At 27.7% G+C, this 25,577-nt stretch carries 26 protein-coding genes; 5 read left to right on the forward strand and 21 right to left on the reverse strand.

Features of this window, described 5'->3' with window-relative positions; all coding sequences use genetic code 11:
- Positions 1 to 28: 28 nt before the first annotated feature.
- The 5 genes from bpSLO_RS05720 to bpSLO_RS05740 form a co-directional block, all read right to left on the reverse strand.
- Entirely contained in the window at positions 29 to 982 is a 954-nt protein-coding gene (locus bpSLO_RS05720) for a hypothetical protein (RefSeq protein ID WP_246989960.1), read from the reverse strand.
- 175 nt (positions 983 to 1,157) lie between these two features.
- Positions 1,158 to 2,207 (reverse strand): hypothetical protein, encoded by a 1,050-nt coding sequence (locus tag bpSLO_RS05725; RefSeq protein WP_246989961.1) that lies wholly within the window; start codon positions 2,205 to 2,207, stop codon positions 1,158 to 1,160.
- A 273-nt stretch (positions 2,208 to 2,480) separates the two neighbouring features.
- A complete protein-coding gene (locus tag bpSLO_RS05730) occupies positions 2,481 to 3,158 on the reverse strand; it encodes a hypothetical protein (protein ID WP_246989962.1) in 678 nt (225 codons plus the stop codon).
- 177 nt (positions 3,159 to 3,335) lie between these two features.
- Positions 3,336 to 3,995, reverse strand: a complete 660-nt coding sequence (locus bpSLO_RS05735; RefSeq protein ID WP_025375907.1) for a hypothetical protein — start codon at positions 3,993 to 3,995, stop codon at positions 3,336 to 3,338.
- A gap of 48 nt (positions 3,996 to 4,043) precedes the next feature.
- The gene (locus tag bpSLO_RS05740) at positions 4,044 to 4,595 is read right to left on the reverse strand and encodes a hypothetical protein (protein WP_025375908.1); all 552 of its coding nucleotides are present in this window, start codon (positions 4,593 to 4,595) and stop codon (positions 4,044 to 4,046) included.
- A 292-nt stretch (positions 4,596 to 4,887) separates the two neighbouring features.
- Here bpSLO_RS05740 and bpSLO_RS05745 point away from each other — a divergent pair, with 292 nt between their 5' ends.
- The 3 genes from bpSLO_RS05745 (at position 4,888) to bpSLO_RS05755 (ending at position 6,993) form a co-directional block, all read left to right on the forward strand.
- Positions 4,888 to 5,703 carry a p23 cell envelope protein gene (locus tag bpSLO_RS05745; RefSeq protein ID WP_246989963.1) on the forward strand — a complete coding sequence of 272 codons (816 nt, stop codon included), beginning with the start codon at positions 4,888 to 4,890 and terminating at the stop codon, positions 5,701 to 5,703.
- 11 nt (positions 5,704 to 5,714) lie between these two features.
- Positions 5,715 to 5,900, forward strand: a complete 186-nt coding sequence (locus bpSLO_RS05750; RefSeq protein WP_246989964.1) for a hypothetical protein — start codon at positions 5,715 to 5,717, stop codon at positions 5,898 to 5,900.
- A 664-nt stretch (positions 5,901 to 6,564) separates the two neighbouring features.
- Positions 6,565 to 6,993 (forward strand): hypothetical protein, encoded by a 429-nt coding sequence (locus bpSLO_RS05755; protein WP_241763483.1) that lies wholly within the window; start codon positions 6,565 to 6,567, stop codon positions 6,991 to 6,993.
- A gap of 349 nt (positions 6,994 to 7,342) precedes the next feature.
- On the opposite strand, the gene bpSLO_RS05760 is transcribed toward bpSLO_RS05755, so the two are convergent.
- The 16 genes from bpSLO_RS05760 to bpSLO_RS05830 all read right to left on the reverse strand — a co-directional run bounded on the left by bpSLO_RS05760 (position 7,343) and on the right by bpSLO_RS05830 (position 21,205).
- The gene (locus tag bpSLO_RS05760) at positions 7,343 to 8,269 is read right to left on the reverse strand and encodes a hypothetical protein (protein WP_025375911.1); all 927 of its coding nucleotides are present in this window, start codon (positions 8,267 to 8,269) and stop codon (positions 7,343 to 7,345) included.
- Positions 8,270 to 8,670: 401 nt separating this feature from the next.
- Complete coding sequence (locus tag bpSLO_RS05765; protein WP_246989996.1) at positions 8,671 to 10,023, reverse strand: PBSX family phage terminase large subunit; 1,353 nt, start codon at positions 10,021 to 10,023, stop codon at positions 8,671 to 8,673.
- A gap of 2 nt (positions 10,024 to 10,025) precedes the next feature.
- On the reverse strand, positions 10,026 to 10,583 hold the full coding sequence (locus tag bpSLO_RS05770) for a hypothetical protein (RefSeq protein WP_025375913.1): 558 nt from the start codon (positions 10,581 to 10,583) through the stop codon (positions 10,026 to 10,028).
- A 956-nt stretch (positions 10,584 to 11,539) separates the two neighbouring features.
- Positions 11,540 to 12,085, reverse strand: a complete 546-nt coding sequence (locus bpSLO_RS05775; protein ID WP_025375914.1) for a chromosome replication/partitioning protein — start codon at positions 12,083 to 12,085, stop codon at positions 11,540 to 11,542.
- Positions 12,086 to 12,142: 57 nt separating this feature from the next.
- On the reverse strand, positions 12,143 to 12,895 hold the full coding sequence (locus bpSLO_RS05780; RefSeq protein ID WP_246989965.1) for a ParA family protein: 753 nt from the start codon (positions 12,893 to 12,895) through the stop codon (positions 12,143 to 12,145).
- Positions 12,871 to 13,437, reverse strand: a complete 567-nt coding sequence (locus bpSLO_RS05785) for a DUF226 domain-containing protein (protein ID WP_020282339.1) — start codon at positions 13,435 to 13,437, stop codon at positions 12,871 to 12,873. Before bpSLO_RS05785 ends, bpSLO_RS05780 begins: the two co-directional genes overlap by 25 nt.
- Before the next feature lie 29 nt (positions 13,438 to 13,466).
- On the reverse strand, positions 13,467 to 14,576 hold the full coding sequence (locus bpSLO_RS05790; RefSeq protein ID WP_025375916.1) for a plasmid maintenance protein: 1,110 nt from the start codon (positions 14,574 to 14,576) through the stop codon (positions 13,467 to 13,469).
- Between the two features lie 485 nt (positions 14,577 to 15,061).
- A complete protein-coding gene (locus tag bpSLO_RS05795) occupies positions 15,062 to 15,439 on the reverse strand; it encodes a BBA14 family lipoprotein (protein ID WP_246989966.1) in 378 nt (125 codons plus the stop codon).
- Positions 15,436 to 15,831, reverse strand: a complete 396-nt coding sequence (locus tag bpSLO_RS05800) for a BlyB family putative holin accessory protein (RefSeq protein WP_025375918.1) — start codon at positions 15,829 to 15,831, stop codon at positions 15,436 to 15,438. Before bpSLO_RS05800 ends, bpSLO_RS05795 begins: the two co-directional genes overlap by 4 nt.
- Before the next feature lie 24 nt (positions 15,832 to 15,855).
- On the reverse strand, positions 15,856 to 16,017 hold the full coding sequence (locus bpSLO_RS05805) for a BlyA family holin (RefSeq protein ID WP_032493074.1): 162 nt from the start codon (positions 16,015 to 16,017) through the stop codon (positions 15,856 to 15,858).
- A 117-nt stretch (positions 16,018 to 16,134) separates the two neighbouring features.
- Positions 16,135 to 17,241 (reverse strand): DUF685 domain-containing protein, encoded by a 1,107-nt coding sequence (locus tag bpSLO_RS05810; RefSeq protein ID WP_246989967.1) that lies wholly within the window; start codon positions 17,239 to 17,241, stop codon positions 16,135 to 16,137.
- A gap of 41 nt (positions 17,242 to 17,282) precedes the next feature.
- A complete protein-coding gene (locus tag bpSLO_RS05815) occupies positions 17,283 to 17,864 on the reverse strand; it encodes a DUF735 family protein (protein ID WP_025375920.1) in 582 nt (193 codons plus the stop codon).
- Positions 17,865 to 17,868: 4 nt separating this feature from the next.
- A complete protein-coding gene (locus tag bpSLO_RS05820; RefSeq protein WP_025375921.1) occupies positions 17,869 to 18,729 on the reverse strand; it encodes a DUF276 domain-containing protein in 861 nt (286 codons plus the stop codon).
- Positions 18,726 to 19,055 carry a DUF2634 domain-containing protein gene (locus tag bpSLO_RS05825; protein ID WP_025375922.1) on the reverse strand — a complete coding sequence of 110 codons (330 nt, stop codon included), beginning with the start codon at positions 19,053 to 19,055 and terminating at the stop codon, positions 18,726 to 18,728. The genes bpSLO_RS05820 and bpSLO_RS05825 overlap by 4 nt, the downstream gene beginning before the upstream one ends.
- 1,036 nt (positions 19,056 to 20,091) lie before the next feature.
- Positions 20,092 to 20,217 (reverse strand): hypothetical protein, encoded by a 126-nt coding sequence (locus tag bpSLO_RS08010; RefSeq protein WP_277812825.1) that lies wholly within the window; start codon positions 20,215 to 20,217, stop codon positions 20,092 to 20,094.
- A gap of 244 nt (positions 20,218 to 20,461) precedes the next feature.
- Positions 20,462 to 21,205 (reverse strand): hypothetical protein, encoded by a 744-nt coding sequence (locus bpSLO_RS05830; protein ID WP_246989968.1) that lies wholly within the window; start codon positions 21,203 to 21,205, stop codon positions 20,462 to 20,464.
- Positions 21,206 to 21,688: 483 nt separating this feature from the next.
- Here bpSLO_RS05830 and bpSLO_RS05835 point away from each other — a divergent pair, with 483 nt between their 5' ends.
- Positions 21,689 to 23,560, forward strand: a complete 1,872-nt coding sequence (locus bpSLO_RS05835; RefSeq protein WP_246989969.1) for a BTA121 domain-containing protein surface lipoprotein — start codon at positions 21,689 to 21,691, stop codon at positions 23,558 to 23,560.
- 282 nt (positions 23,561 to 23,842) lie between these two features.
- Positions 23,843 to 25,336 (forward strand): BTA121 domain-containing protein surface lipoprotein, encoded by a 1,494-nt coding sequence (locus bpSLO_RS05840; protein ID WP_246989970.1) that lies wholly within the window; start codon positions 23,843 to 23,845, stop codon positions 25,334 to 25,336.
- The last annotated feature ends 241 nt before the right edge of the window (positions 25,337 to 25,577 follow it).

Here is a 25,577-nt window from a genome sequence, read left to right on the forward strand (position 1 = left end):
AAAACTTTAGGGTATATCAATTAAAACATTAACTTATAGAAGGATCTTTAAGCTCTTTTAAGTCTTTAAGATGCATATCAAAACGCTCTTTTATCCCTTTAAAGATTTGTTCACTAACCTCATCATTATCTTCAAAATCTTGATCCTCAATTTCATCAACATACTCATCGTCAATATACTTGTCTATTTCAGATAATAATCTTTTCAACAATAATTTTACAGCATATCTATTACTATCAGAGTCTTTATCATATTCTAATAAAAAGGATAGACCCTCATCATAAGCATTCTCATTCTTACTATCACCACTAACATCAAGAAGACCTGTTATCTGATTTTGCATATTCAAATCAAGATCTTCTGCCCACTTTTGAACACCTTCTAATTTCTTCTGCATACCCGCTTTTATTTCTTCATCCACCTTCTTCATTAAACTTGTCAATTCTTGTCTTTGAGATTCATTTTTTTTCAACCACTTAAAGAATGCTTGGAGTATACTATTAAATAATTCACTCTCTTTATCTTCTTCCTCATCGTCTTCATCTTCTTCACTTGAATCTATAGTAATGGTATTTGTTGATCCAACTTCAGTAACAGTTTTGCCCTTACTAGGAACTACTGCTTGAATAACTTCCACAGTATTAACTCCTTGATCAGAAAACACGTCTTTAGAACCAGCAGATCCAGAATCAACATTTAAATCAGCAGAAATGGCTACTCCTTCCTTAGCAACAGCAATTTTTGCTTCCTTATTATCATCACTAGCAATTTCCAACGCACCATCCTCTTCTAAGGGTTGGTAACCAGCTCCCTTAAGAATAATCATAATGCCATCAACAAATAAATCACCTACTCCTTGGACAACATCCATAAAAACACCACTAGAATTAGTTGCCCGATCATCTACCATTGAACCTTTATAAAGATTACAACTAAATGTTAATACAACTAAAAATACAACAACAATATAAATTGTTTTCATAATATTCTTTTATTTTTATCTCCTAACCTAATAATTTGCTTAACATCTATCTTTAAATACCAAAACAACAATTTATAACAATAAATTTAATTTATCAAACAAAAACTTTAAAAACAATTATCAAAAAAACATACTCTAAAGTTTTTACAAACTCTAAAGTATGTAAATTAATATATTAACGTACAGAACGAGTAATAGGTTTTTCTAAAGCTTTAAGATGTGTATTAAAAAAACCTTTGATAGATCCTAAAGCTTTTTGATGAACTGAATCAGATGTATTAGAATCAGATGTATCAAAATCTTTATCACCAATATAGTCTCTTATTTTAAGCAATCCTTGCAACAATAGGCTTAAAGAACATTCATTCCGATTGTTAGATAATAACCCAATATACTCTAATACAAAGGACATTAAATCAGTATTATCATCTAGAATTGTTGTTATCTGATTTTCCATATCTGAAAAAATACCATCCACCAGCTGATTATCTCCTTTAACTTTTTCGTCTACCTTTTTCATTAAATCCATCAATTCTGTCTTCTCTTTTTCATGTCTTTTTAACCATCCAAAGAATTTATTTAATTTATGTTTATTCCTAGAGAAATCCTCAGAGGTTATACCAGATAACCCGCTAAACCCAATATCAGAAAAATCTTTTTGAACCTTTTGATCTACATCTACACTGTCTCCTGAACTTATAGACATCTCATTTTCTTTAAGTGATACTGTTGCTTGATCATAAGACACACTAGAGTCCATGATTTGAGAAGCACTACCAATAGAAGTAAAATATTTTGCACCTTGAAACGCAACTGTACAAAGACCCTCAACAACCTGATCTGCAAGACTAGCACCAATCACAATACCTTCCTCAATGACATCAACAACTGTATCAAAAACACTCCCTAAAAGTTTACCACTTGTTGCTTTTGTTATTAAAAATGCAATATTTGCTAAGTCAGTATCAAAACTCAAATCAACATTAAATCCTAATTTACCATCAGCACCAGCAACAACTTTTGCCTCTTGATTATCAGCATCTTCTACGCCTTCTGGTCTTTGGGAAACAGACGTGAGTTCATGAATAACATCCTTTTTTATTAAACCATCATCTGCAAAAACAGATGAATTGATAGACTGAGTGATGGGAGCAGTTTCACCATTAACACTACAACTAAATGTCAATACAACTAAAAATACAACAACAATATGAATTGTTTTCATAATATTCTTTTATTTTTATCTCCTAACCTAATAATTTGCTTAACATCTATCTTTAAATACTAATAACAATAATTTATAGCAATAATTTTAACTTTTCAAACAAAAACTTTAAAAAATTATAAAAAAAATACCCTAAAGTTTATACACTTTAGGATATATCAGTTATCACACATCAATCAATCCGGAAATATCATCAGCATACAAAAAATCATGTCTATTCTCATCATAATTTCAGGTCTAATTTCACAACAACTTAGGCTTCCTTTTATTAATTTACCACTCGTGGTTCCAACCTGTGTTAAAAAGCCAACTCCACCAGCTCGAACTTGATTTTCCTTGTTTATTAGAATTTTCATTCTTATGAGCCTTATTTGTCACTGCTTTTTTACCACCATTATCTGGTTTCTTAGCAGCGGGCTTAACAGGACTTTGAACCTCTTCTTTAGTTACACTGTTAGTTACACTAACGGTTTGTGATGATACTTCTTGAGTAACAACTAAGGTCTCTGGAGCCTTTGATACTCTTTGGCTAGAAGCTACAGTTTCAGTTTCAGATTCAGTTTGAGAACTAATAACTTCAGCTACAGTAGTTCCAGCAACTACAGAATCAACACCATCTGAACTTTGACTATCATCTGAATCTTCTTCATCTGAAACTTCTTCTTGCTCTTCTTCTTTGTCTTCAGAACCTTCTTCTAGACTCTTTTCTTCACCTTCTAGAGCCTCTTTAACTCCAGCAATTTCACCTTCTGTCACTTTAACACCAAAAACTTGTTTTTCCTTAAGAGGAACAACTTTATCAATAAGTGATTTCCCTACTTCTTGAAGAATACTCATCCCAGCTTGGGCACCCTCCGACTTTACCAAAGCATCTGCCAATAAACTTTCAGCAAGGTCACAACCAAATATTAATGTAGTTAAAAATAAAACAACAATATGATTTTTTTTCATAATCTTCTCTTATCCTTATCTCCTTAAGAAATATTTAAAAATATTTTAAATCATAAAATATGAATAAATTAACATATAATATATAGCAAAAAGTTAAAATTTTTATTTAAAAGATAAGGTTAATGCACTAAAAATTAAATGAAAATAAAATTTTAATTTTATTAATGTAATTATTAATTAATGTAAAATATCAAATCTACTATCAGATAAAAAGTTACTAGTCTCAATACTATATTCAACATCATCATGAGAGATTAAAGTAATTTTTAATTTTGCTTGCTCACGTAAAACCCTAAATAGGGCCTCATTAAATGCAATAGTTAAATCATTAACCACCTTAACTGGATATTTACCCAAATATTTTTGATCTACACCTTTATTACAAATAATACTAAAACATGGCTCATCTGATGAATTAAACTCTGGTTTAGTTATCTTATCTTTATATATAGCATCAACTCCATCAAAGACTACATTTTTAAATTTCATTAAGCGTCCTTTATCAACTACCTGAAGACGTAGAGTAAAAGATGGATGAGAAGCAACTATTTTTTCTCTCTCTGAATCTTGCAAAGACTTAAAATCGGAAGAGTCCTCATTAACATACGACTCTCTAAAAAAAATACTCTTGATGCTATGAAAACCAAACTCTTTAAAACAAGTATTCTCCCTTATCATACTAGTATATGGATTTGAAAAATAGTGTTCTCTTGTTGCAAATATTCTATTTGAAACTAAACCGCTTAAGTATATGGTAAAAAAGAGCATGAAAAACACACAAAAACATATAAGCAAGAAAATATATATTTTAAATAAAAATGACCTAATCTTATCCATTCTATTCTCCTCAAAACATATTTTACTAACAAATGCCAAACAAAAACTTTAAAGGGGTTCAAACTTATCAACAAGATCAAAAAACTTCTGAGCACTACTTACACTGCTATTAAAAGAAAAATTATTCTTAACACCACTCTTGCGCTCAATACACTCAACATCAAGTTTAAGACCTTCAGTTTTTGCAAATTCTAACAATTTTAAACGTTCCATCAACCCAGGATTTAAGTAAATCCAACATCCCGTTAGTTCAATTGAATCATCAAAAGGCAAAACATACTGTTCTCCATCGATTTTCAACCGATCATCATAAGATAACAATACCTCTTTAAGATCAAGTTCAATACCATTAAAAGAAACCTTTAAAAGATTAAGGGCCTTATTAGTTTTAATATTAAAATCCAAAACAAAATATTTATTATTATCCTTTTTACTCCTATTAGGATAATCCATATAAACAAACCCTGAATCATTTTTTAAAATCATCTTCGTATGAAGTGTACCTTCACTGACATTATGCAAAACCTCAACCGTTTCTGAAGATGAAGATGAACAGCCAAAAATTAAAAATGTTAAGATAAAAATAATATTTAATAACATAATTTCTCAATACTAATTATATTGCATTACTAAAATTTCTACAACATTTGTATGCCGATTATGTACTCATGAGCACAAAATAACAATAAAATAACAATTTGTATAAATCAACACTCAAATATTAAATTGTACTTAGTTTAATATTAAACTAATAATAAAGATGATAAAATTACAAACTTATGAGATAATAAAAACCTATGCAAAAATGCAACACAAAAAATTCTAACCTAAGTCTACTCAAAAGAATAGACGGTATGAATTAACTTAGAGATAAATTAAGGAGAAATATTTTATGTATAAAAAAATCTTACTATTAATGCCCACATTGATACTTTGCTTACAATGCGATAATGAAAAGACAATAAGTGCCAAACAAAACCAAGAACAAGTTAGGCAACGCATCATTAAACGTAATTCTTATTTAAGCCAATTGAATAACAATGGAGATAACAAACCTGGGGATCTTATAAATCTGTCCTCAAGAAAAGAATTCAAAGAACCATATGCAATGCTAGAAGGAATCACACCCATTACAGTACCTACAAATTATGGATTACAAAACCTAAGAGTATTATGGACAAAAAACAAAGCCATAAGCATTAAAGGATTAGATCAAAAACCCATAAAATCACTTGAAAACAAACTTAGGTATTCCTATTCAATATCACCTATTAAAAGTGAAGGAAAATTTAGTGGGTACATTAAGCCTGTTATACTATTTGAAACAATCCAGTATAATGGTGAGGATATTGAAGTTACAAATTTCTATCTAGATGATGATCCTCAATTGGATTTCAATACAAGAATACAGGAAACATTCATCGTGCTAACAACAATAATTGCCACACCATACAAAACAGAACTCTCAAAAGAAGCTGGATATGATAAAGCAAATCCTTTCTGGGTAGCATATAAAAATAGAGAAGTAATAACGGCTCTCACGCAATCTCAATACATCAAAGCTACAATAACAGTCAATAATAAGACAAAAAATACTATTACTGATTATAAAATACTACTTGATAGCACATACTTTGTTCAGTTAATTCAAGAAACACTTAACAAATATCCAAAAATTAAAACTGTTGCGCCTGCTTTCAGGCTATAATGGGGTTCCTAATGGGTTTTAATAAAGAATTTAAAATTAAAAATACAAAAATTCTACACTATAGATTAATAAACTACAGTGTAGGATCTTGTATCATAACAACGCTAGCTCAGCAATTAAGCAAAGCTGCCACTCAAATATCCTATGATATAGCTAACGACCTAAACAAATTAAGTCTACAAGCATTAATGCATTAACAAAATATGCATATAGTTATGTATATATATTAAACATATTACAAATAAAAATTTCCAAACAAGACACATGCATTTAAATTGGTGCAATTTAAGCAAAATTAATGTTTAAACTGCCAATGTTGTAACTTAAGACTATTACCTATTCTTTAAGTACTTAGGTTTTTTTGGTTCACAAAATGTGAAAGAAAGATAATAATAACAAAGCTAGAATAAAATTAACGCCACAACATTCTCCTTAAACATGCATTGCCTTATTTGTTATTAATAATAAACATATGTCAATATCTAAATAGAGCAAGTATTATTTTTAAAAAATTGCAAAATATAAATTAAGCTTCAATAAAAATTGATAACAGCTTTTAAAAGTCTATATCTACTTAAATAAATTACAAATTAATATATAACTTAAGATATACTTAAATATAGACAAATACAGGCTTAAAAAACAAGACAGAACTCTTAGACTGGCTACTACAACTATAAACAAAACATCTTAAATTATTTACGCAAGCCTATTTATTAATTAATATGCTATATTAATATGGAATACACTTGTGCTTTTCAATCAAAAATGATAACATGATTATAAATCAATTACATTATCGTGTTAAATACAACTCGATAAGAAGGAGAATGTTTAATGAAAAAAATTATTTCATGTGCTATGGTAGCATTATTCACTTTATTAAGCTGTGGCCCAAAAGAATGTCCTGAACCAGTAAAACTCGGAACAGGAACAGGTGATAAATACATAAAAGTTATTCAAGATCACTCAAAGATAACAGCTCTTGCTAAGAACTTTAACGATATTAAGGCTCTCTTAGCTGCAGAAACAACAGCTAAACCTTATCAAGAGGCTAAGTTAGGCGCTGCATTTACAGCTATTGGTAGTGATAATGAAGAAAAATTCTTAAAAGCATTGGCTGCAAAAAAATCAATCGAAATTGCTAAAAAGAATACAGGTGCAAATCAAACTGAAATCGGCAATGAATGGAACGAAATACTTAAAAGTATAGGTTTCGCAGAAGGTGATGCTACTAAAGACGGTAGTTTTGCAAATATTCTTAAGAAATTCCAAGATGCCTTATCATAAAAAATTTTAAGGTTTTTAAGGATTAGTCATAGTCATTTCAAATTTTGAAATTGACAAGACTGGTACAAAAATTTCAAAGAGATTAAAATGAATGCGCTTTAAGCGCATTCATTTTTTATATTTATTATCATATGTAACTTAAATTAGTAATATCTCTTAAAAAAATCTCTTAATAAAAACATATAAACTTCAATGATTAACAACCATGCTAATCACAATTAAATCATAGCGAGATTCACAAATAATTAATAACTTTAATGCAAAGTTTACTTCAAAAACACTAAACAAAACATTTAAAGCCTTAATATTTTTGTTTAGTGCCTTAACTACTTAATAAAAAAACTAATTATCATTTTACAGATCTTAAAATAGCATCCTTATTCTCATCAAGGAAATCCTTTAACTGATTTACAGTAATCAAATTCTTTAACACATTAATATAACCTACAGACATCTTAATAACTTCAAGCTTCTGTATTACAGTTGAATCATTTTGACTGTAATCCTGCTCACCTTCATTTCTAAATACCAACTTAGCATCAGAACTATCGTATTTAATTTCACCTGGCAAAAATAATTTATCATAGTTCTCAGACTTAGTTGCAAAATTTAATTTTAATGCATAAGAATTTTTATCATCAATGTGAATCATCTTATCTTTTTGCTCTAAAGCCTGCTCTAAAATACTTAAATGATCAAAATTTATCTCTAAATTAATATCTTCTCCAAGATTAGTTTTAAATCCTAAAAGTATAATCAATAAATGTCTGGGTTGGAATCCCCTTTTTTTCATTTCATTTAAAATCTCAGGAAAATAATCTGTGCCTAAAATTTTCTTAACAGGATCTGTAACTAAAAGACTTATACTTTTTAATTTTGCATCTTTTATCTTTTCCACAATTTGATTTTTTTGACCACCGGGCTTTATTTGTCCATCTTGAACATTGTGGATAAATTTTACTTTAAAAAAACTAAAATCTATATCCAAATTATCAAAAGGACTTGATAATTTTGCTATATCAAATGAAATAACGGGAAGTTTTAACTCATCAATTATACCTTCTGACTTTTCATTTTTCATATTCTTAAAAACATCACCGTCTACTTTCTTTAAATGAATATATCCAAACTTATCTTTGAAAACCTCTGACATTTCTTCTTGATCATTTTGCAAATTTAAAGTTCTATCTTGCCACATAGCCTTCAAGCTTGTAAAATAACCTTGAACACAAAAAAAGAACACAACAACTAGTAAAATAATAAATTTTCTACTCATTAAACTTCTCCCACCTCATATATTAAATAATAACAACTATATTATTACATATATATATAGCACATAAATAGATGCAATATACTAAACTACACACATTAATGTACTTAAAACTATCTGGGATCATTTTAGCTATAAAGATATAAACCTTTATAAATTAATTAAATAATTATTCATTATATAGAACCATGAAATTTTAAAGAAATACATCTAACAAGAATACAACTTTAATTTTAAGAAAAATATGTGTATATAAAACAAACTGAACTATAATTTTTAAAAAAGTCACACTTTCAATGATTATCCCATTAAAGTGAACTTGAAAAATTACGTAAGCTACGGTTTTGAAACTGTGGCTTTTAATTTACACTTTCCATACTTATTTATACTCAAATCCAATAATCTTAAAGATATCTGCTCTTGGTAAAATGTTTAAGTCTATCTTTATATTCAAGGCTTAAGAGTAAATAACAAGCACTCAAAGCATCAAGAGCATCATCTCTGCCTTTAAAAGCACCACTATAGCTATAAATATCATTTATAACATTTTTATCCGTAATTTTTAAAAACTCTATCTTGCGAGCATTAAATAAGGGTATTAGAGTACATATTCGCACAAACTTATTACTTAAAGGTTTAACTGCTGATATTTTAAAATAATGACTAATGTTCTGTCTAATAGATATCATAATTTTTGTTAAAAATCCATGCCCATCAGTACTATCTCGATCTTCAATATAAAGCGTATTAATATTAAAGTTTTCTGCCAAAACACTAATTGCATTAAGAATCGACCCATCACTTATAGGTTTTCTATCCTGATAAACATAAGCATAATACTTACAACCCATTCTCTCAAGCACACAAATAGCAGTATTGTCCATACCAACAGAAAATGCGGGATCAACATACATGATTGGACTTTTAAATGTATAATCTTCATTTAAAAGAACTTCATTAAAACACGAATCAGCACTAGCAGTCCATTCTCCTAAGAGTACTCGGGCCTTGTACGCAGATAAATTTTTATAAATCATTTCCTGTGTTTCAATAAAATCTTTCGAATTTAAAGGATTATCATAAATACTAAAATTATATGTCCTATATACATCGCATCTATCAATATAATCGGTCTTAAAATAATGCGCAGGATTATCAGGATTAGTATCAAAAATAATGATGGCTGGTTTTTGTCTAAGCCTTTTCATTATCTCAAGCAAAGTCTCTTTATGCATTAAGGTCGCCTCATTGACATATACCAAAGAAGAATTACTACCCCTAATCTTAAAGAAAGAATCACTATTTTTCCCACCATAAACATTAAGTGTCAAACCCGAAATGGTGCATGAAACATTGCGAGAAACCTTTAAATCATACTCTACATTTAAAAGATTACATATTTTCTCTATCTGTTTAAGCGTATTGGTAAGCAATGTACCAATTGAACTTCCAACAATAAAATTATTAGTATCTTTATGATAATAATGTTTATTTTGAATCAAAAACTTAACCAGCAAATACGATGCTAAAAATGTTTTGCCACTAGATATTCCACCATTAAATATTATTTTAGAGCAAAAATTATTATTTATATCCTCCACTATACTTCTCTGTTTAAGAGTTAAATACTTCTCTTCAAACGAGTTAAAATCAATTTCTCGTTTTTTATTTTGTGAAAAAGTGGCAATATTAATATTAAATTTTTGTTTAAATTTTTTTTGCAATTTAATAAAAACTGATAAATCATTTAACTCCAAAATCACCCCAACTTCAAACCTTTATCAAAAATCTCTTTTAATTTAATCAAACACTCATAATCTTCTCTCATATCATTTAAAATAAGCTCTCTAGATATACGATCCCTCTTATAAATCTTTTGCCTTAAATCTAATTTAAGTTTTTTACATAAAATTTTATCATCACTATTACTTATTTCCCTCTCTAAATTTAAAATTTCTTCATTAACATCAATTAATTTTTTAAAAGCAGATCTCAGAGTAAGTTTTTTATACTTAAAATGAGAACTTACGTAAGAATTGGCAATGCTATAAAACGATTTATAAAAACTGTCACGCTCTCCTTCAAGTCTATAAGCTTCACATGTTGCATCTCTGGCAAGGGTATCCACATCAACATCACTAGAAGACACAGAAGAAGTCTCAGTATTGCCTAGACCACTTGCAATCTCACCTAAAATATTAAGTTTAACTTTTAAAACGGTAGACTCACTAACATCCAAAACTTTTGCAATATCAGCCGTACTTAAATTTGACTTGAATAAAATATTATATTTTACTTCTCTATTTTTAAATGTCATTTAAATAAATTGTAAACAAGTTTTTACAAAAATACAAGATTGAATACAATTCAAATTAAATAAAATTCTTAAAAATTTCTTACAAAAAAATTTATTATTAAGTAAATTATTGTGACACGAATTTTGATATATACAAAATAGATATTGGTTCTAACCAATATCTACAAAAAAGGAGAAAAGTATAATTAAAAAATTAATTCAAATTAAGCCTCATTTCCAAAACTATAAACCCTAATATTAGTTATAATCCTAACATAAAAGACAGGTTTAAAATAGAGAAATTAACAATAAATTTTATATCAACTACATATTAACAGATATCACACTTTTGATTTAAAATAAAATATAAAAATTAACAAAATACTTCGAATTTCCATCATAAATATGATATTCTCAAATAGGGGCTTAAAGCCCCTATTTGAGAATCCATGAAAAAATACTATTATTGGTATACCAAAAATAAAGGGTTTACTAGAAACTCTGGTCTCAAAGTCCCTAATAAACCCTTTAAGGTAACAGGTCCTTATATTAAGAGTGACACATTGCATGTCAATCTGTACTAACTATAATATATAACAATTTCAAACATTTTGCAAATATTTTTTAAAGTTTTTTTTGAAAAAAATAAAAAATAAAACAAAAAATTGGTTATACTGAAAGCTCTCCTCAACTCATTTACTTCAAAAACCAATTATATATCATAATATATCATAAATAAACACTTGATTATTTTTAAATAAACTTCAAAAAGTTAATACAAAAACATTAAAATGTTAACTCTAACATCTATGCCTTAAAATATATCTTAAAATAAGTGTTCTAAAATAAATATTTCAACATCAAAACTTTTTGATATTACATGCTAGGTTCATTCCTAAAACCTTTGACCTCCCCATATCATTAAATTATTTGCAAAAAATCTTTAGAAATAAATCCAACACCATAAATCTACTGCTCTATTTTTTCCCCTTCTTTGAAGACTCAAACTGTTTTTTTATTTTTGCTAAAAACTCTTTTTCATCCGAAAAAACTTTCTCCAAAAGAAAACTTGTAAGCTTGGAATTACCTTTATAAAATGCATAGGCATCCGGACATTTAAGCTGAAACCTTAAAGGTCTTAACGGATTTTGTTTAGATTTTTTTATATTAACACCTTCTTTATTTCTTAACAAAAACATAGTTCCATTAATCCCATTGTTAATAACATACTTTTCTTCCACAATTCCCTCTTCAATCGCAGTAGCTATCTTTAAATATTTATAAGTTTGAGTTCTTGCAAGTCTGTAATCTTTGGCAAAATCATCAAAATTGGCATAATTATCAAGTTTGTAATACTCATTATCTTTAATCTCTTTTAAAACCTTCATTGCCTCAATTTTACAAAAAATCTCTTTTTGAAAATTAATCTTTAATCTTTCTTTAAGCTTGTTATAGTGAATAGATATCTGTTCTTCAGGTGTAATCTCTTTAGCTAAATTCCTCTTATTAACCTCTATGCCCATTTCTAACCCTCCTTTGCTTTGTACGTACACTAAGTGTACGTAAGTTATAACTTTAGCTTAAGCTATAAAGCCTATCTTATTCATCAAAGTTAAAAGCGTATCTTGGTATTCCTTTATGTAATCTTTACTTAAATCAAAAACATCATTCCGAGCAATTTTCCTATTTAAATCCTCCCTCTCAGATATTGTACCTAAAAAATTATCATTTTCTTTCAAAATATTTAACAATTCCTTGTGTGTATTATTCTTTTTAAACTTGGTATTAAGTAAATAAATGGGAGCTTTTATAGATAATTTATCTATGAAAAAATTAAATAGATCTAAACTCTCAACTGCCCATTTCTCTGCCGTAATTGGTACTATTATATAATTGCTACATACTAAAGCATTAGTTAAAGTAAAATCTAAGCTAGGATTAGTATCAAGTATTATGTAATCATACTCAAAACTCAATAACTTTAACTGTTCCTTTAATCTGAATTCCTTGTATGGAATGGCCTCTGAATTAAATTTGTGCAAAGTTAAATAACTTGGTATTAAATCTAAATTACTACTAATATTTACAATAGCATTATCAATATGAAGATTTGATATTAAAACTTCGTATATGTTCCGATTAAATAAATCTACACCACATTCTTTTATTATTTTAAAATAATAACTGGTAGTTGATGCTTGTGTGTCTATGTCGATAATTAATACCTTAGAAGACTGCGATAAAAGCGTTGCAAATATTAAACTTGTAGTGCTCTTACCTACCCCACCTTTAATTGATGCTACTGTAATTACTTTTGTCTCTTTTGTATCCATCTTGGAATGATACCCCCTTCCGGCAATTTTTTCCCATAAAATGCATAAAGTTCCCTCTCTAATTCTAGGAGTATGCTTAGTAAAGTCTGATAGTAGGAACTTCCAACCTTATCTTTTTTTAATAAATTATGCAGCCCACTTAAATAACAAAAAACCCCACCTTTTTTAAATCTAAATTCTATGTACTCACATTTCCTTAAAGTATAAGTCTCTCTTTTATTGAAATTCTTTACCAAAAAGGCCTTGTCTAATTTCTTAATTCCATAATAAATACCAAAAAAATCATCATCATCTCTGATAGAAAATAAATGAAACATGCTTATATCTTCTATGTTAAAAATTCCTCTAAGAGAGATGAAAAACTTAGTTGGTTCATTCTTACTTATTCCAAATGTATAAAAATCGTTGAAAATCTTAGTGTGATATATCCTGCGGTTGTTAATCTCTTCGACTTTAGAGAAAATATTATGTTTCCCCTTTTGTCTGTTATTGGGATCTATCTCCTTTTTTTTCTGCTTCAATAACTCTAGTAAAGCCACCATCCTTCCTTGTCCTTGGTATCATTAATTTCTTACTTTATTATTTTAAGCAATTCGTAATAATATGTATTATCAACTACTTTGCTATACTTTAACTCATCTTTGGCGTTAATAAATTTCTTTAAGGCCGGTATTAATACGCCAATCTCTACCTTGTACCTCAGCTGTTCTAATAATATACTAAAAATATTGTTTTTTATATCATCCGCTTTGATTTCTTGCTTCTCACAAGTCTTGGTATTGATTTTGATTTTCCTTATTAGACGATCTAAATCCTCATATTTGTCTTGTTCTATTATAAAATGGGGCTTTTCTTTGTAAGCTTCGTATATTTTACCGATTTCTTCTCTTAATATTGCTTCATCGTAATTTTGTCCCTTAAGTTCTCCTTCCCTTGCATTTAGTATCTCTTTAAGTTTTTTTACCTTGATCTCTCTCTTATTCCTCTTGCTTTGGAAACTTTTACTTAGGTATCCTCTTTCTTCTAAAAAGGCTCTAATACACCCTCCCTGACCTTTCTCAATTGCATCCTTTATTAGGGATAAATCCTCCCTCTTAAGAGCACTTAAGAGGGTCTCATGTCTTTTTATTTCCTTTATAATTTCAATCTTCCTTGTCTTATCTATTTTTAAGTTTAATAAGAAGAAGGGAAGATCAATCTTGAAATTGCATTTACTTATGTATTTAATCAGTATGTCTTGTTCACTCTTATTATTATTATTACTATTAATACACTCCCATTTTAGACTCCCATTTTCTTTTTCGTAGTTAGCCACCCTTTCTTTAAACCTGTTTATCTTCTCTTCCTTTATGTCCCTGAAATGTGAGTTTATCTTGGCATGACATTCTTTCTTTGAGTATTGTAGAGTATAATAAACTTCACTTCCGCATTGTTTGCCTAAATGTTTGCAGTAGTTGCGTGTGATTTTAAACTTTTTCTCAAGTGCGTATAAATAATTCTGTAATGTTTTAATCTTGACTGTTTTTTGATCGTTTCTCTTTAAGTTGCCATTGAAAAAATATAAAATATTTTTTTGTGTGTATTGATTGAGTTTTAAGTTCATGAAATTAAGTGTTGATATGAGTACAATCAAGTTGTATTGATATCTATTGGTTTTACCCTTTATACTTTTGATCTTCACTGTTTACTCCTAATATAAGTATTTATAAATCTTAAGTTAATTAATAATACAATTTATCTTAAAAGTAAATACTTGTTTTAGCAAATATGAAAATAAATTAATATTTATTTTTTATAGTGTTAAATATTAGTTTTGTTTTTTCATTTGTTTTATTTATTTGTAAAATACTTTACAAAGTTATGTTTTTGCTATATCATAAGATAAACAACTTATATTAAGAACAAAAAAGTACTAATAATATTTATTTAAAATTAATTAGAAATGGACGAGCCTTGTTAAGGGCAAGTCATGTTAATTCTCTTTAACCTTATAGTGTTCTTTATTTTTGTTGAATTTTTACTAAACATATTTATGTATTTTTTCTTATCCTTACGTACTTAAAAACTTAAAAAAAACTTAAAGACTTAAAAAAAAGCCCCTATTTGGGACTTTTTTATAAAAGAATAAAGATTTTAATTGTTTTTTAATTTTACTTACTTTTAAATTCACTTTTTTAATTTACTATATTTTTTGTATACGGCAAAAGCTATGGGTTTTGTATTGTTTATGTAATGTTGTAAGTGTTTTATGTTTTCTTGAATTGCTTCTAATGTGTGGTCTGCTCTTAAAACAGTGGCATCTAATAACTTAAATGTTGGAAAATTTTGATCCCTAAATTTTTGCTTAGTGCGAGTTAAAAATGTTTCTAGATACAGTGCATAACCTGCAAGCTTTGCTTCATATATGCTTAACTTTTTAAGTGTGAGCTCGGTAGGTGTTTTAGGCTCTTCTGGTAATGTAGCTATGGAAGTGCAACTAAATATCATACTAAAGATAATGAATTGCAATAAAATCATTAGGTTTAGAATTAGTTTTTTGTTCACTTTTTACCTCCTTTTTTGTCTACTCTCTTATGTTCTTTTATGTCCTGCTCTAGTTCTTCTTTGAGTAATTGGGCCTTAGTTGACATAAGATTATTACGTTCAAGTCGTAATTCTTCAATTAAAGCAGGATCAGCATCAGTGTTGATTGCATCAGTAAGTCTCATAATCTTATTAAGTATGGTTTCAAGTTCAAGAATTATTTGTTTGCATTCTTGAGCTTCCATTTTTTGCAGTGAATTTAAGTAAAGAGTATTCATATATTTGTAAATATCGATGGCCTTTTTTATGCCTATCTCAAAAATTTGGTCATTTGGGGTATCACTATATCCAAGAAATTCCATTAGATTTTGAAGGAAAATTATTCCTAAATTGGTGTTATTTTTGTTTAACATAAATTATTCCTTAAATTTTTAATTTTATTTTTTTTTGTCAAGAAAATGCTTAATTATCTTAATTATTTCGTTCATGACAGGTCTTAATAGTAGCGTTAAAGGTATTAGTATGAGTAATACAAAGCCCCCAAGGATTATAAGTTTTGTCTCGGCAATATTTGATAAGAATTCAAAGACCGTATTCATATTGTCCTCCATTTTAAATGTGTGTTAGATGTATTATTCTGTATTTGAAAGATAAACCACTCAATTTTGTTATATTGATATATTAACATAAATTTAACAAAAATTAAATGTTCAAAACTACATTTTAGTAAGATATGGAACATCTTGAGTTGAATTATTGTTTAACAAGGCATATTCTAATTTATACCATCCTTTAAGCAGTGGTAGTGTTATATTGTGTTGTTTTCCACTGTAGAAATATAAAATTGTATGTTGTGATGTATTATTTTCTGAAAATTTAAGGTTGATACTTTTTGTCATATTATTATTAGTATTTGTAGCACTTTTGATCTCAAGGGTTATGTTAAGGTATATGGCTTTATCTTTCAAGCTTCTTGGAAATCTTAATTCTACTTTTTCACCCGGAATGTCTATATTTAATGACTTTTCAGCGAATTCGTTATAAGAATAAAAAGTATCACTTGTGGCTGATACTCCCCAATATTTAAAATCTTCAGGCGTTCCTTGTAAATGCTGGTATGTTATTAATCTTTTTAATGCACCTCTGTTTCTACTGAATACAATAAATTCTATTTCTTTATCTTCGGAATTATTTGAGCCTATTAATTGTGCTGCAAAGTTTAATTCTCTGTGAAGATTATTCTTCTTTACATAGATCTGACCTATTGAATTATTTACTCTTTGGAAATCATCTATTCTGGCAAAAGTCTGTGTTGCATATTCTTTAAGTTTTTCTAAATTGGTGGTTTCTGTAAAAATTTCTTTTAAATTCTCAATTAAGGTTTGAAATTCAACTAACTCAAAATCTCGTTTGTTTGGATTATAGGTTGATATTCTGCTTGCTTTTATATTATTTCCAGATATCTTTAAATTTTCAATTAATGTTTCCTTAAGTTTGTTAAGGAGATCATTAAATTCAATACTATTTGGTTCTGTTTGAAGTCCTATTAGCTTAGAGATTATCTTTAAATACATTTTCTCTATGTGAGATTCGTATTCAATCAGCTCTTTAGATATTATTTCTCTTATGACCTTTTTGAAATATTCAAATCCTCCGTAAAATGTATCTTTTTTTATTTGCTCAAGTAAGTTTTTGTATGTAATTGCATAAGTTTCTTCAACAATATCGTCAATAGGAAATAGGTCGTTTTCATTGACTTTGATTTTTCTGTTAAAATCTTTTATTTGTATTATTTCTTCTGTTTCTTCATTTTCATAGGTCATATAACCTCCTTATTTGTTTAAAACAATATAATATGTGAATTTTATTTTATTTCTTCATCATAAGTATCAAAAATTTTAATAGTCCTTCCAGCAGGAATTAGGGATTTTATAAAACCATATATTGAGTTTTTAAAGTCCTTTGGAATATAGTTAGATGCAAGTTTTTTAAATTTTCCTTTGTGTTTAACTATAATAATTTTTAATTTTCCATTAATTTTGCCAGCTATTTTAAATTTAATAGGTGACCTAATATTGTCAATTAATTTGATAATAATCTCTCCGGGTGTGTTTGGATTGACAGTTACTTCAACTCTTGCGTGCAAAAAGGCCTTGAAGAGTAAATGAAAACTCTCATCTGTGCCTATTGATTTTATTGCAAATATTAATGCTTTAAGAGAATTGATTAGGTCTTTTTTAAGTCCTTTTTTTAAGTGAAATGCATTAAATAGTGATAGCATCATCAATGCAATGTATCTTGAATTGATGCTTCCTTCTACATTAATTGTATCAAAATTTTTAAGTAGTTCTTTAAGCTCCGCTAATAGCTGTTTTTTGAAGTTAAGTTCGCTTTGTATGATCTTTGCAATTTGTGTATTTTGTAAAAATTGTGGTATTGTTTTCATTACCTTATTCTCTATCAATTATGAGTCTTAAATTTTCATCAAGAGATATCAGTTCATTTTCTTTAATTTCAACATCGGTATTGAAATTAAACTCAGATTCTTCAATGTCTGTTATTTTAGTCTCTAAGTTTTCTTTTATGCAAACACCAATGCGCATGCTTTTAATTCCTTTAATTATGCTTACAGGACTTAAGAAATCTTGGTGCCTTAATGAAATGCCCATATCTTTATATTTGTCTTTTATGATTTTTTTGTAAATTTCTTTTATTTGTCCAGCTACTTCCTTATACATTGCCTCTGTTTCGGTTTTGTATAATACTTTTAAATATGCGTATTTAATTATTCCTAAGCTAAACTTATATGCTTTTTTTTGCCCATTTTTGTTTAAAAACTCAAGTTCTATTTGTCCTTGAAATGCTGTGCCACTTGGAGCAGTATAATATATTGCTTGCCAAATATTCATCTGTGTTTCATTATCAATGATTTGATTTTTTCTGTACTCAGCTTTAAATATTATGTGAATCGCAATTGTTCCTGATGAACTTATGATATTTGCATATTCTACATGTGGAATTGCTAGTAGTGCTTGTTTTATTGCTTCATAAGTTGAACTTTTGGGTATGCTTAAGGATTCTTGTAAACTTTTAAAGTATTCTCCTCCTTCTTTAAGTGTTGCAAATAGTTCATTTGCAACTTTAATTATCTCCATATCGATTGCAGAACTTGGGTAGTTTATTATGTCAAATATTGAATTTTCTTTTATTGAAATATTATATTCTTGTTTAAGTATATCTTTTTTTATATTTTGTATCTCTTCTATTGATTTTGTAAGAACCCCAAGTTCTTCATCAAATATTATTTTCATATATTATATTCCATACTTAGCGTATCCCCTGCTAGGAAAAATTGTAATGTTATTTTTTGATTTTCTTTTTTTGTTCTGATATTTAATATGTCAATATTGAGACTTCTTAAAGTATTTGCAAAAAAAGTTTTAATATCTTCCTCTTTTTGTGTCTTTAAGAGTTTTAAAAAAAAAGTGAAGTTAAGACCGTAGTTTTTATTATAAAGACTACCAATGGGTGTTTTTAGGTATAATAATAATTTTTGCTTTTGTTCATCAAGCCCATCTACTATTTTTAAATCATTGTCAAAAAATATATTAAATTCATTATCTATTTTAATATCCATTTTTAATTGCCTTAAGAACTTAATTATAGCATATTTAGCAAAAATAATACATAATTTATATTATTTTTGACAAATATCTGAAATAGTTTAATTTTAGATCTGTGAGTTTAAGATAAAAAGAAAGACCCAATGGCAATCGAGTCTTATAGTATTATCTTTTTCGTATAGTTTTGAAATATTTATTTGCTTTTGTATAATTTTAAATTAATTTTAATTTAAAAGTCAATATTTTTTTATTATATTTATAATATTGTGTTTTTATAATTTAATTAGTTTAAATTATACTGATTAATTCTTAAGTAGTTTTATGAGTTTGTACTGCTTAAAGAACTTCTTAACTAGTTACTGTGTGGCTATATTTTTTTGGGAAGCGTAATATTTTACAGTATGAATTATTTGTGAGCATATGTGAACAATTAGATTGTTTTATTTTACGAAAAAATTGATTTATCTTAAAAAAAGAGACTCTTTAGTTTTAAAGAGTCTCCAAGGTGAGAAGAATATAAAAATGAGATTCGTTGGTATTTTTAAATAAAATTCCATTTTCATTACTTTAAATTTTAAGTTAGAACAGATTATTTTTGGATGTGAAGCTATCCCTTTTCTTTTGATATAGATTTATCTTTTGTGTTTTCTATATTTTTAAATTCAGATTCCCCATGGTACCTATCTTTTAAAAAAGTACCACATGAGAATCTTAAGAGAATAAATGAAGATAATATTGTTTTATACACTTTACGACACTTTAACCTTATAATCGTCTTCCTATTACATGTCCATATTATACATATTTAATTAATAATCTGCAATAATAAAAGTATAAAAAATGAATATTTTTTTTAAATATTTAATTTTTTAAAGTATTATGAGCACTAAATATTTTATCTTAAAAATAAAAATTGCCACCATATTTTGGTGGCGATATTGATGTGTAAAGCTTTTAAGAGCAACACCTGTTTTAAGAAAGATTGTATATCTTTTTTTTAGGAGTTATTAAAGCTTATAAAATTTTGTTTTTGCTTTCTTGTGCAAATTTTTACCATTTGTTTTCTTGATTGTATCCGTCTTTATAATAATTAGGTTGTTCTTCAGTATCTTCATCTAAAGACTCACATGAAAGCATTCCAATTAATATCAGAAATATGAATATGTATTTTTTCATCTTTTATCCTTTATCTTGAAATTATACCAAGTATATTTTGATACTTAGTATAATTTAAATATTATCAGAATGTATTTTGAAAGTCTAGGGTTTTGATTCTAAATTTTTTGTTCTTTAATTTTAAGTTTTAGATAAATTATCTCTAAGGTCTTTAGTTTGGGAATTAATTGTTATTTTATAATTTTAACAGACAAACACTATTTAAGTATTTGTCTGTTTGATTAATTGAAAAAGCTTAGATTTTTTAATTTGTTTTAATTTTACGTTGGTTAAATCTTTTACTTGTAATGAATTTTTTTATTTCGGTTGAGGTTGAAAATTGATCAACAATTTTTTTGAGTTTATTTATTCCTTTTATGTTTATAAGCTTAAAGATTTCGTCTCTGTGTTGACGAGTGCTATGATCATTTATGAATTCTTTTGAGTTTTTACCTATTTTTGTTTTGTAGAAGTAATAACCCTTATCTGATTCAGATTTGTTATCTATGAAGAATATGAATGAAAAACTTTGTGGTACTTTATCTGCGTCTTTATTTAGTGCTTTTGAAAATGCCATTATGTCATTTCTAATTCCTGAAAAAGCTATGTCTATAGTTTTACCCTCTGGATTTTCAAAACTTAAGCATAGATCGATAGAGTTTAGCTTGTATTCTTCAACTTCGGAAAAATCTTTGAGATTATTGTTAAATGCGTAATTGGGAAAGAATAGTTTGATTTTTTTTAGTTTTCCAGATTGTTCATTTCCTGGGTGAATCGAGTTATATTCTGTTATACGATAAAATTTATGATACATAAAGAGATCGAAATTAACGTCATATTCTTTAATATAGAACTCGAAATAATAATCGTTTCTCTTGCTATCATCGCCTTTAAAGATTACTAAATCATCAAATAATTCATGTTTTGGGGTGGTTTGTTTAAACTTTTTTGTATGGTCTTTAAGATTTAAGTTGGTTAGATTTAAATTATCAGATATATTTCTTTTCAAAACTAATTCTGAATAATTTTGATTTCTTTTGGGATTTAGAGTACAATCACTCAGACTTAAGCCTATCCATATAATTAATATAGTTTTAATAAACACGTTTGTTTGCAAAATATTCTCCTTTACTTTAGAGTTAATTGTTGATTAATTTCATTATACATATAAATGCATATATTAGATACTATTATATGCATAGAAAAAATGTGTATAAGTCATAATATATTATTTTATTCGTAAATTACGAGTATATGCAATGACATTATGATCAATAATGATTATTCGAATTTTTATAACCATTAAAAATGATGTTTCAGCCGTTATACAAAAGAAGTAATTAGTGTTTAATAAATACGTGGGTATTAATGCTTTAGATACTTTAGGTCTTATTATATTGTAGTAATTATAATACAATATAATATATATTATAATAATGTATTCTATATAAAAATATATTTTATATAGAATTTGAAAAAAGGAGATGTTTATATGTTAAAGGTAAGATATCGTATTTCGTTACTAGTATTAATATTGTTATTATTGCTAGTAATGAGTTGTAATAACAAAGGTTCACAAGAGGCTGTTGCGGTTGGGGGACCCTCGACTATAGAAGAAAATGTAGAAGACCCCAAAGGACATGATGCAGGGAGTTTAAGTGCCGAGCTTGATAATCTTCTAAACACTTTTGGAGTATCTGAGGCGGGCAAGAGATCAATTATTAGGATTAAAGATGTGGTAACTGATGCTGGTATTGGTAGTATTGAAAGTTACAGGAGTTATACTAATTCTGAGCTTTATACTTTGTTAAATGACTTAGGTGCTGCTAAGATTTGGGAAATTATCAAAGCAGATTTAGAGCTTGTTAAAACCCAAAAAGAAGCTCTTGAGGCTATAAATAATGTTCATAAACCCAAAGAAAGACAAAGTTTGCAAGTTAGGTTTGATAGTAAGAAAAATGAGTATCCATTGCATTTAAAAGGGTTATTTAATGAATCTGATTTTAATGCTGTGTATAGAAATGTTATAGGTGATAAATATGTTAATGAATTTACTGCGATTAAAGCTGAGGCTACACGAATTATAAAGAATGGGGATGTATATGAACTATTTTCAGTTCAGGAAAGGGTTGCAATTGATGAGATACAAAATATAGTAACTGATGCTAGTCTTGTTCAAGATTACAAGACGTATAGTAGGGATGAGTTTAATAATTTGTTAAATAGTTTAGGTGATGTTAAGGTTAATGAAATGATAAAAGCTTATTTAAGTGTTCAGGAGATTCAGAGAGAAGTTTTTGACATTATTAACAATGTAAAGGACGAGGATATAAAACGAAGATTGCAAGCTAGATATGATGATAAACAGAAAGAGTATCCGTTGCATTTAAAAAGGTTATTTAGTGACTCAATTGCTGATACTGTGTATGGTAGGGTTATAAGTGATAATTATGTTTCTGAATTTGTTGCGATTAAAGAAAAAGCTATGCAAGTTATGGGTGGCTTTGATTTATATGAAGGGCTTCCATCTCGGGAAAAGTCCGTAGTTGATTTTATGCGAGGGATAGTAACTGATGCTAACATTGGTAATGTTAGCGATTACAAGACTTATACTGTTCCTGAGTTTTATGCTTTGTTAAATAGCTTAGGTGATGCTAAGATTCGGGAAATGATAAAATTTAATTTAGATATCTTTAAAATCCGAGAGGAAATTGAGGCAGCTATTGCAGGTCTAACTGAAGAGAAGGTAAAACAAGCATTGAACACTAGACTTGCTGATAGTAACAGTGAGTATTTACTTAGTGTAAAAGGGGCTTTTGGTGCATCTGTGGCGGATATTATATATCATCGTTTTGTAAATAATTTTTATATTAATATTTATAAAGATTTGAAAAATAAAGTCGAAGATCCACGGGTTTTAGATGTATACACATGGCTTTCTGATGAGGGAAAAGGCGTAATTGATGAAATACAAGGTATAGTAACTGATCCTAATCTTGGTCGTGCTGAAGGTTACAGGACTTATACTGATTCTGAGGTTAATAATTTGTTAAATGACTTAGGTGATTCTAAGACTGGGGGAATGATAACAGCTTATTTAAGGGGTAAAGCCATTCAGGAGATAGTGTTAAAGGCTATAAATGCTGTTTCTGCAGGGACAGCAAAACAAAACTTGCAAAATAGATTTAATGCACATAAAAATGGATATGCGTTGCATTTGAAAGGGTTATTTAATAGCTTAAGTAGTGATACGGTTTATAATAATGTTGTACATGAGAAATATTCTGATGGATTTCTTAGGATTCAGGATTCTATTAGACTCATTCCATCAAATACAGCAGATAGTACTGTAAGTAGTAATTAGTACTAATTAAATGAGTTCTTAGAGATTTCTTGACCAGAGTAATTAAGAAAAGTTTTAAAAAGTTTTAAGCCTTAAATTTAAAATGTTTAGGGCTTTTAATTTATATATATAAATATGGTGAGTATTAATGCTTAAAGATTGTGATATTATGGTAATATAATGTTATTACATTGTAATAAAATAATTATTTTACAATTTATTTCATTTAATTATACAATCATCTTGTAATTTGTTTCATTTAATAATTATGTTAAGTTTAGTTTTGAAGAAGGAAATATTTATATGTTAAAAATAAGACATTTGAGTATGTTACTAATATTAATAGTAAAACTATTATTAATAATATTAGTAATGAGTTGTGATGTAGGATCTAAAATGAATCCTGTAATTGAAAATATCGTGGCTATAACGCGGCCATTAAGAGGATTGAGAAGAAGTGTTAGGATGAGAAATGATTTTGGTGTAGTAGATAGCAATTTAAATTTTAGTCTTAATAATCTGTTGGATGAGTTTCAGATACTTGATACAGAGAGACAGGTAATTACATATATTCGAAGTGTGGTATCTAGTCCTGTGATTGGTTGGGATGAGGATTATAAAACCTATAGTGATCATGAGTTTTATAATATGTTAAATAGTTTGGGTGCTAGTAGGGTAAAGGAAATAATTAAAGTTAATTCCAAAATTTTTCAAGCTCAAGAGAGAGCTACCAGTGCTATTTTAAATCTTAATGAAGATACAGTAAAACAGCAATTACAGGATAGCTTTGATACTAAGAATAATGAGTATGAACTGCATTTAAAAGAGGCATTTAATGAATCTATGTCTAATGATGTGTATCTTAAGATTGTGGGTAGTAATTATGCTGATAAGTTTGACGATATTAGACACCGTGCTATAGAGCTTGGGCCTAAAGGTGTGTATGTATGGTTATCTGTTGAGCAAAAAAAAGCAATTGATTATATGAAATCTATAGCAATGTCTTCTTTGGTTGGTGAGGATAGAGGTTTAAAGATATATACTAGTTCTGATTTTGATAACTTATTAAATGGGCTTGGTCTTTCTAAGGTTGAGGAAATTATAAAAACTTATAACCAGGTTATTAGTGCAGAAAATGAGGCTTATGAAGCTATAGAGAAGATTAAAACAGAAAAATTCAAAGAGGGATTGTTATATGCTGTTTCTGTGGCACATCGAATTGATTCTTATCAATTGCATTTAAAAGAGTTATTTAATGATTCTACATTTGAGAATATATATCGTAACTTTATTAAGAATCGTTATTTTAGTGAATTAAACACTCTTTTAACCAATGTTATAAATAATGCTAAAATTTTTGTAGAGTTTGAAAAGTTTTATGAAAAGCTCTCAGAATATGATAAAGAGGTAATTACAAATATAAAAAATATATTAATTGATGTGAAGATTGGTAGATCAGAGGGTTATAGAGCTTATAATAATGTTAAATTTGCTTATTTGTTAGGTAGTTTAGGTGCAGCTAAGATTAGGGAAATAATAAACGTTCATTTAAATATTCTTCAAGCTCAAAACGAAGCTAGTTTGGCTTTGAATAAATTAAATCAAGGTGAAAGAAAAGAAAAATTGCAGATTGATTTTAATAGTCATGTGAATGGTTACCCATTGCACTTAAAAAGTCTCTACCATGATCTTAAAGCTGATAATGTTTATAATAATGTCATAAAAAGTGATTATGCTAATAAGTATCTTGAGATTAAAAACGCTGCTGAATACATTTCAAGCGAAAAAGACATTTAATGAAGTAATTAGTACCATAGTTAGTATTTAAGCAAGGGTACTTAAAGATAGTAATTAAATTTTCAACATCGAAAGTTTTTAATTTATGTAGGTAAATTATATACAGGTAAATTAGAGGTGAATAAGGGATAAATATTGGTAGGTAAACATTTAAATACATGTATAAATGTTGAGTATGAATATATAGACAATAATGCTTGAAGATTGCAGTGATATATTGTTATAATGGTTTTATATTAAA

Source organism: Borrelia parkeri (genome assembly GCF_023035815.1).
Taxonomy (GTDB): domain Bacteria; phylum Spirochaetota; class Spirochaetia; order Borreliales; family Borreliaceae; genus Borrelia; species Borrelia parkeri.

Coding starts and splice junctions, on each gene's coding strand:
- bpSLO_RS05720 (WP_246989960.1), bottom strand. CDS start 982: ATGAAAACAATTTATATTGTTGTTGTATTTTTAGTTGTATTAACATTT.
- bpSLO_RS05725 (WP_246989961.1), bottom strand. CDS start 2,207: ATGAAAACAATTCATATTGTTGTTGTATTTTTAGTTGTATTGACATTT.
- bpSLO_RS05730 (WP_246989962.1), bottom strand. CDS start 3,158: ATGAAAAAAAATCATATTGTTGTTTTATTTTTAACTACATTAATATTT.
- bpSLO_RS05735 (WP_025375907.1), bottom strand. CDS start 3,995: ATGGATAAGATTAGGTCATTTTTATTTAAAATATATATTTTCTTGCTT.
- bpSLO_RS05740 (WP_025375908.1), bottom strand. CDS start 4,595: ATGTTATTAAATATTATTTTTATCTTAACATTTTTAATTTTTGGCTGT.
- bpSLO_RS05745 (WP_246989963.1), top strand. CDS start 4,888: ATGTATAAAAAAATCTTACTATTAATGCCCACATTGATACTTTGCTTA.
- bpSLO_RS05750 (WP_246989964.1), top strand. CDS start 5,715: ATGGGTTTTAATAAAGAATTTAAAATTAAAAATACAAAAATTCTACAC.
- bpSLO_RS05755 (WP_241763483.1), top strand. CDS start 6,565: ATGGTAGCATTATTCACTTTATTAAGCTGTGGCCCAAAAGAATGTCCT.
- bpSLO_RS05760 (WP_025375911.1), bottom strand. CDS start 8,269: ATGAGTAGAAAATTTATTATTTTACTAGTTGTTGTGTTCTTTTTTTGT.
- bpSLO_RS05770 (WP_025375913.1), bottom strand. CDS start 10,583: ATGACATTTAAAAATAGAGAAGTAAAATATAATATTTTATTCAAGTCA.
- bpSLO_RS05775 (WP_025375914.1), bottom strand. CDS start 12,085: ATGGGCATAGAGGTTAATAAGAGGAATTTAGCTAAAGAGATTACACCT.
- bpSLO_RS05780 (WP_246989965.1), bottom strand. CDS start 12,895: ATGGATACAAAAGAGACAAAAGTAATTACAGTAGCATCAATTAAAGGT.
- bpSLO_RS05785 (WP_020282339.1), bottom strand. CDS start 13,437: ATGGTGGCTTTACTAGAGTTATTGAAGCAGAAAAAAAAGGAGATAGAT.
- bpSLO_RS05800 (WP_025375918.1), bottom strand. CDS start 15,831: ATGTTAAACAAAAATAACACCAATTTAGGAATAATTTTCCTTCAAAAT.
- bpSLO_RS05805 (WP_032493074.1), bottom strand. CDS start 16,017: ATGAATACGGTCTTTGAATTCTTATCAAATATTGCCGAGACAAAACTT.
- bpSLO_RS05810 (WP_246989967.1), bottom strand. CDS start 17,241: ATGACCTATGAAAATGAAGAAACAGAAGAAATAATACAAATAAAAGAT.
- bpSLO_RS05815 (WP_025375920.1), bottom strand. CDS start 17,864: ATGAAAACAATACCACAATTTTTACAAAATACACAAATTGCAAAGATC.
- bpSLO_RS05820 (WP_025375921.1), bottom strand. CDS start 18,729: ATGAAAATAATATTTGATGAAGAACTTGGGGTTCTTACAAAATCAATA.
- bpSLO_RS05825 (WP_025375922.1), bottom strand. CDS start 19,055: ATGGATATTAAAATAGATAATGAATTTAATATATTTTTTGACAATGAT.
- bpSLO_RS08010 (WP_277812825.1), bottom strand. CDS start 20,217: ATGAAAAAATACATATTCATATTTCTGATATTAATTGGAATGCTTTCA.
- bpSLO_RS05835 (WP_246989969.1), top strand. CDS start 21,689: ATGTTAAAGGTAAGATATCGTATTTCGTTACTAGTATTAATATTGTTA.
- bpSLO_RS05840 (WP_246989970.1), top strand. CDS start 23,843: ATGTTAAAAATAAGACATTTGAGTATGTTACTAATATTAATAGTAAAA.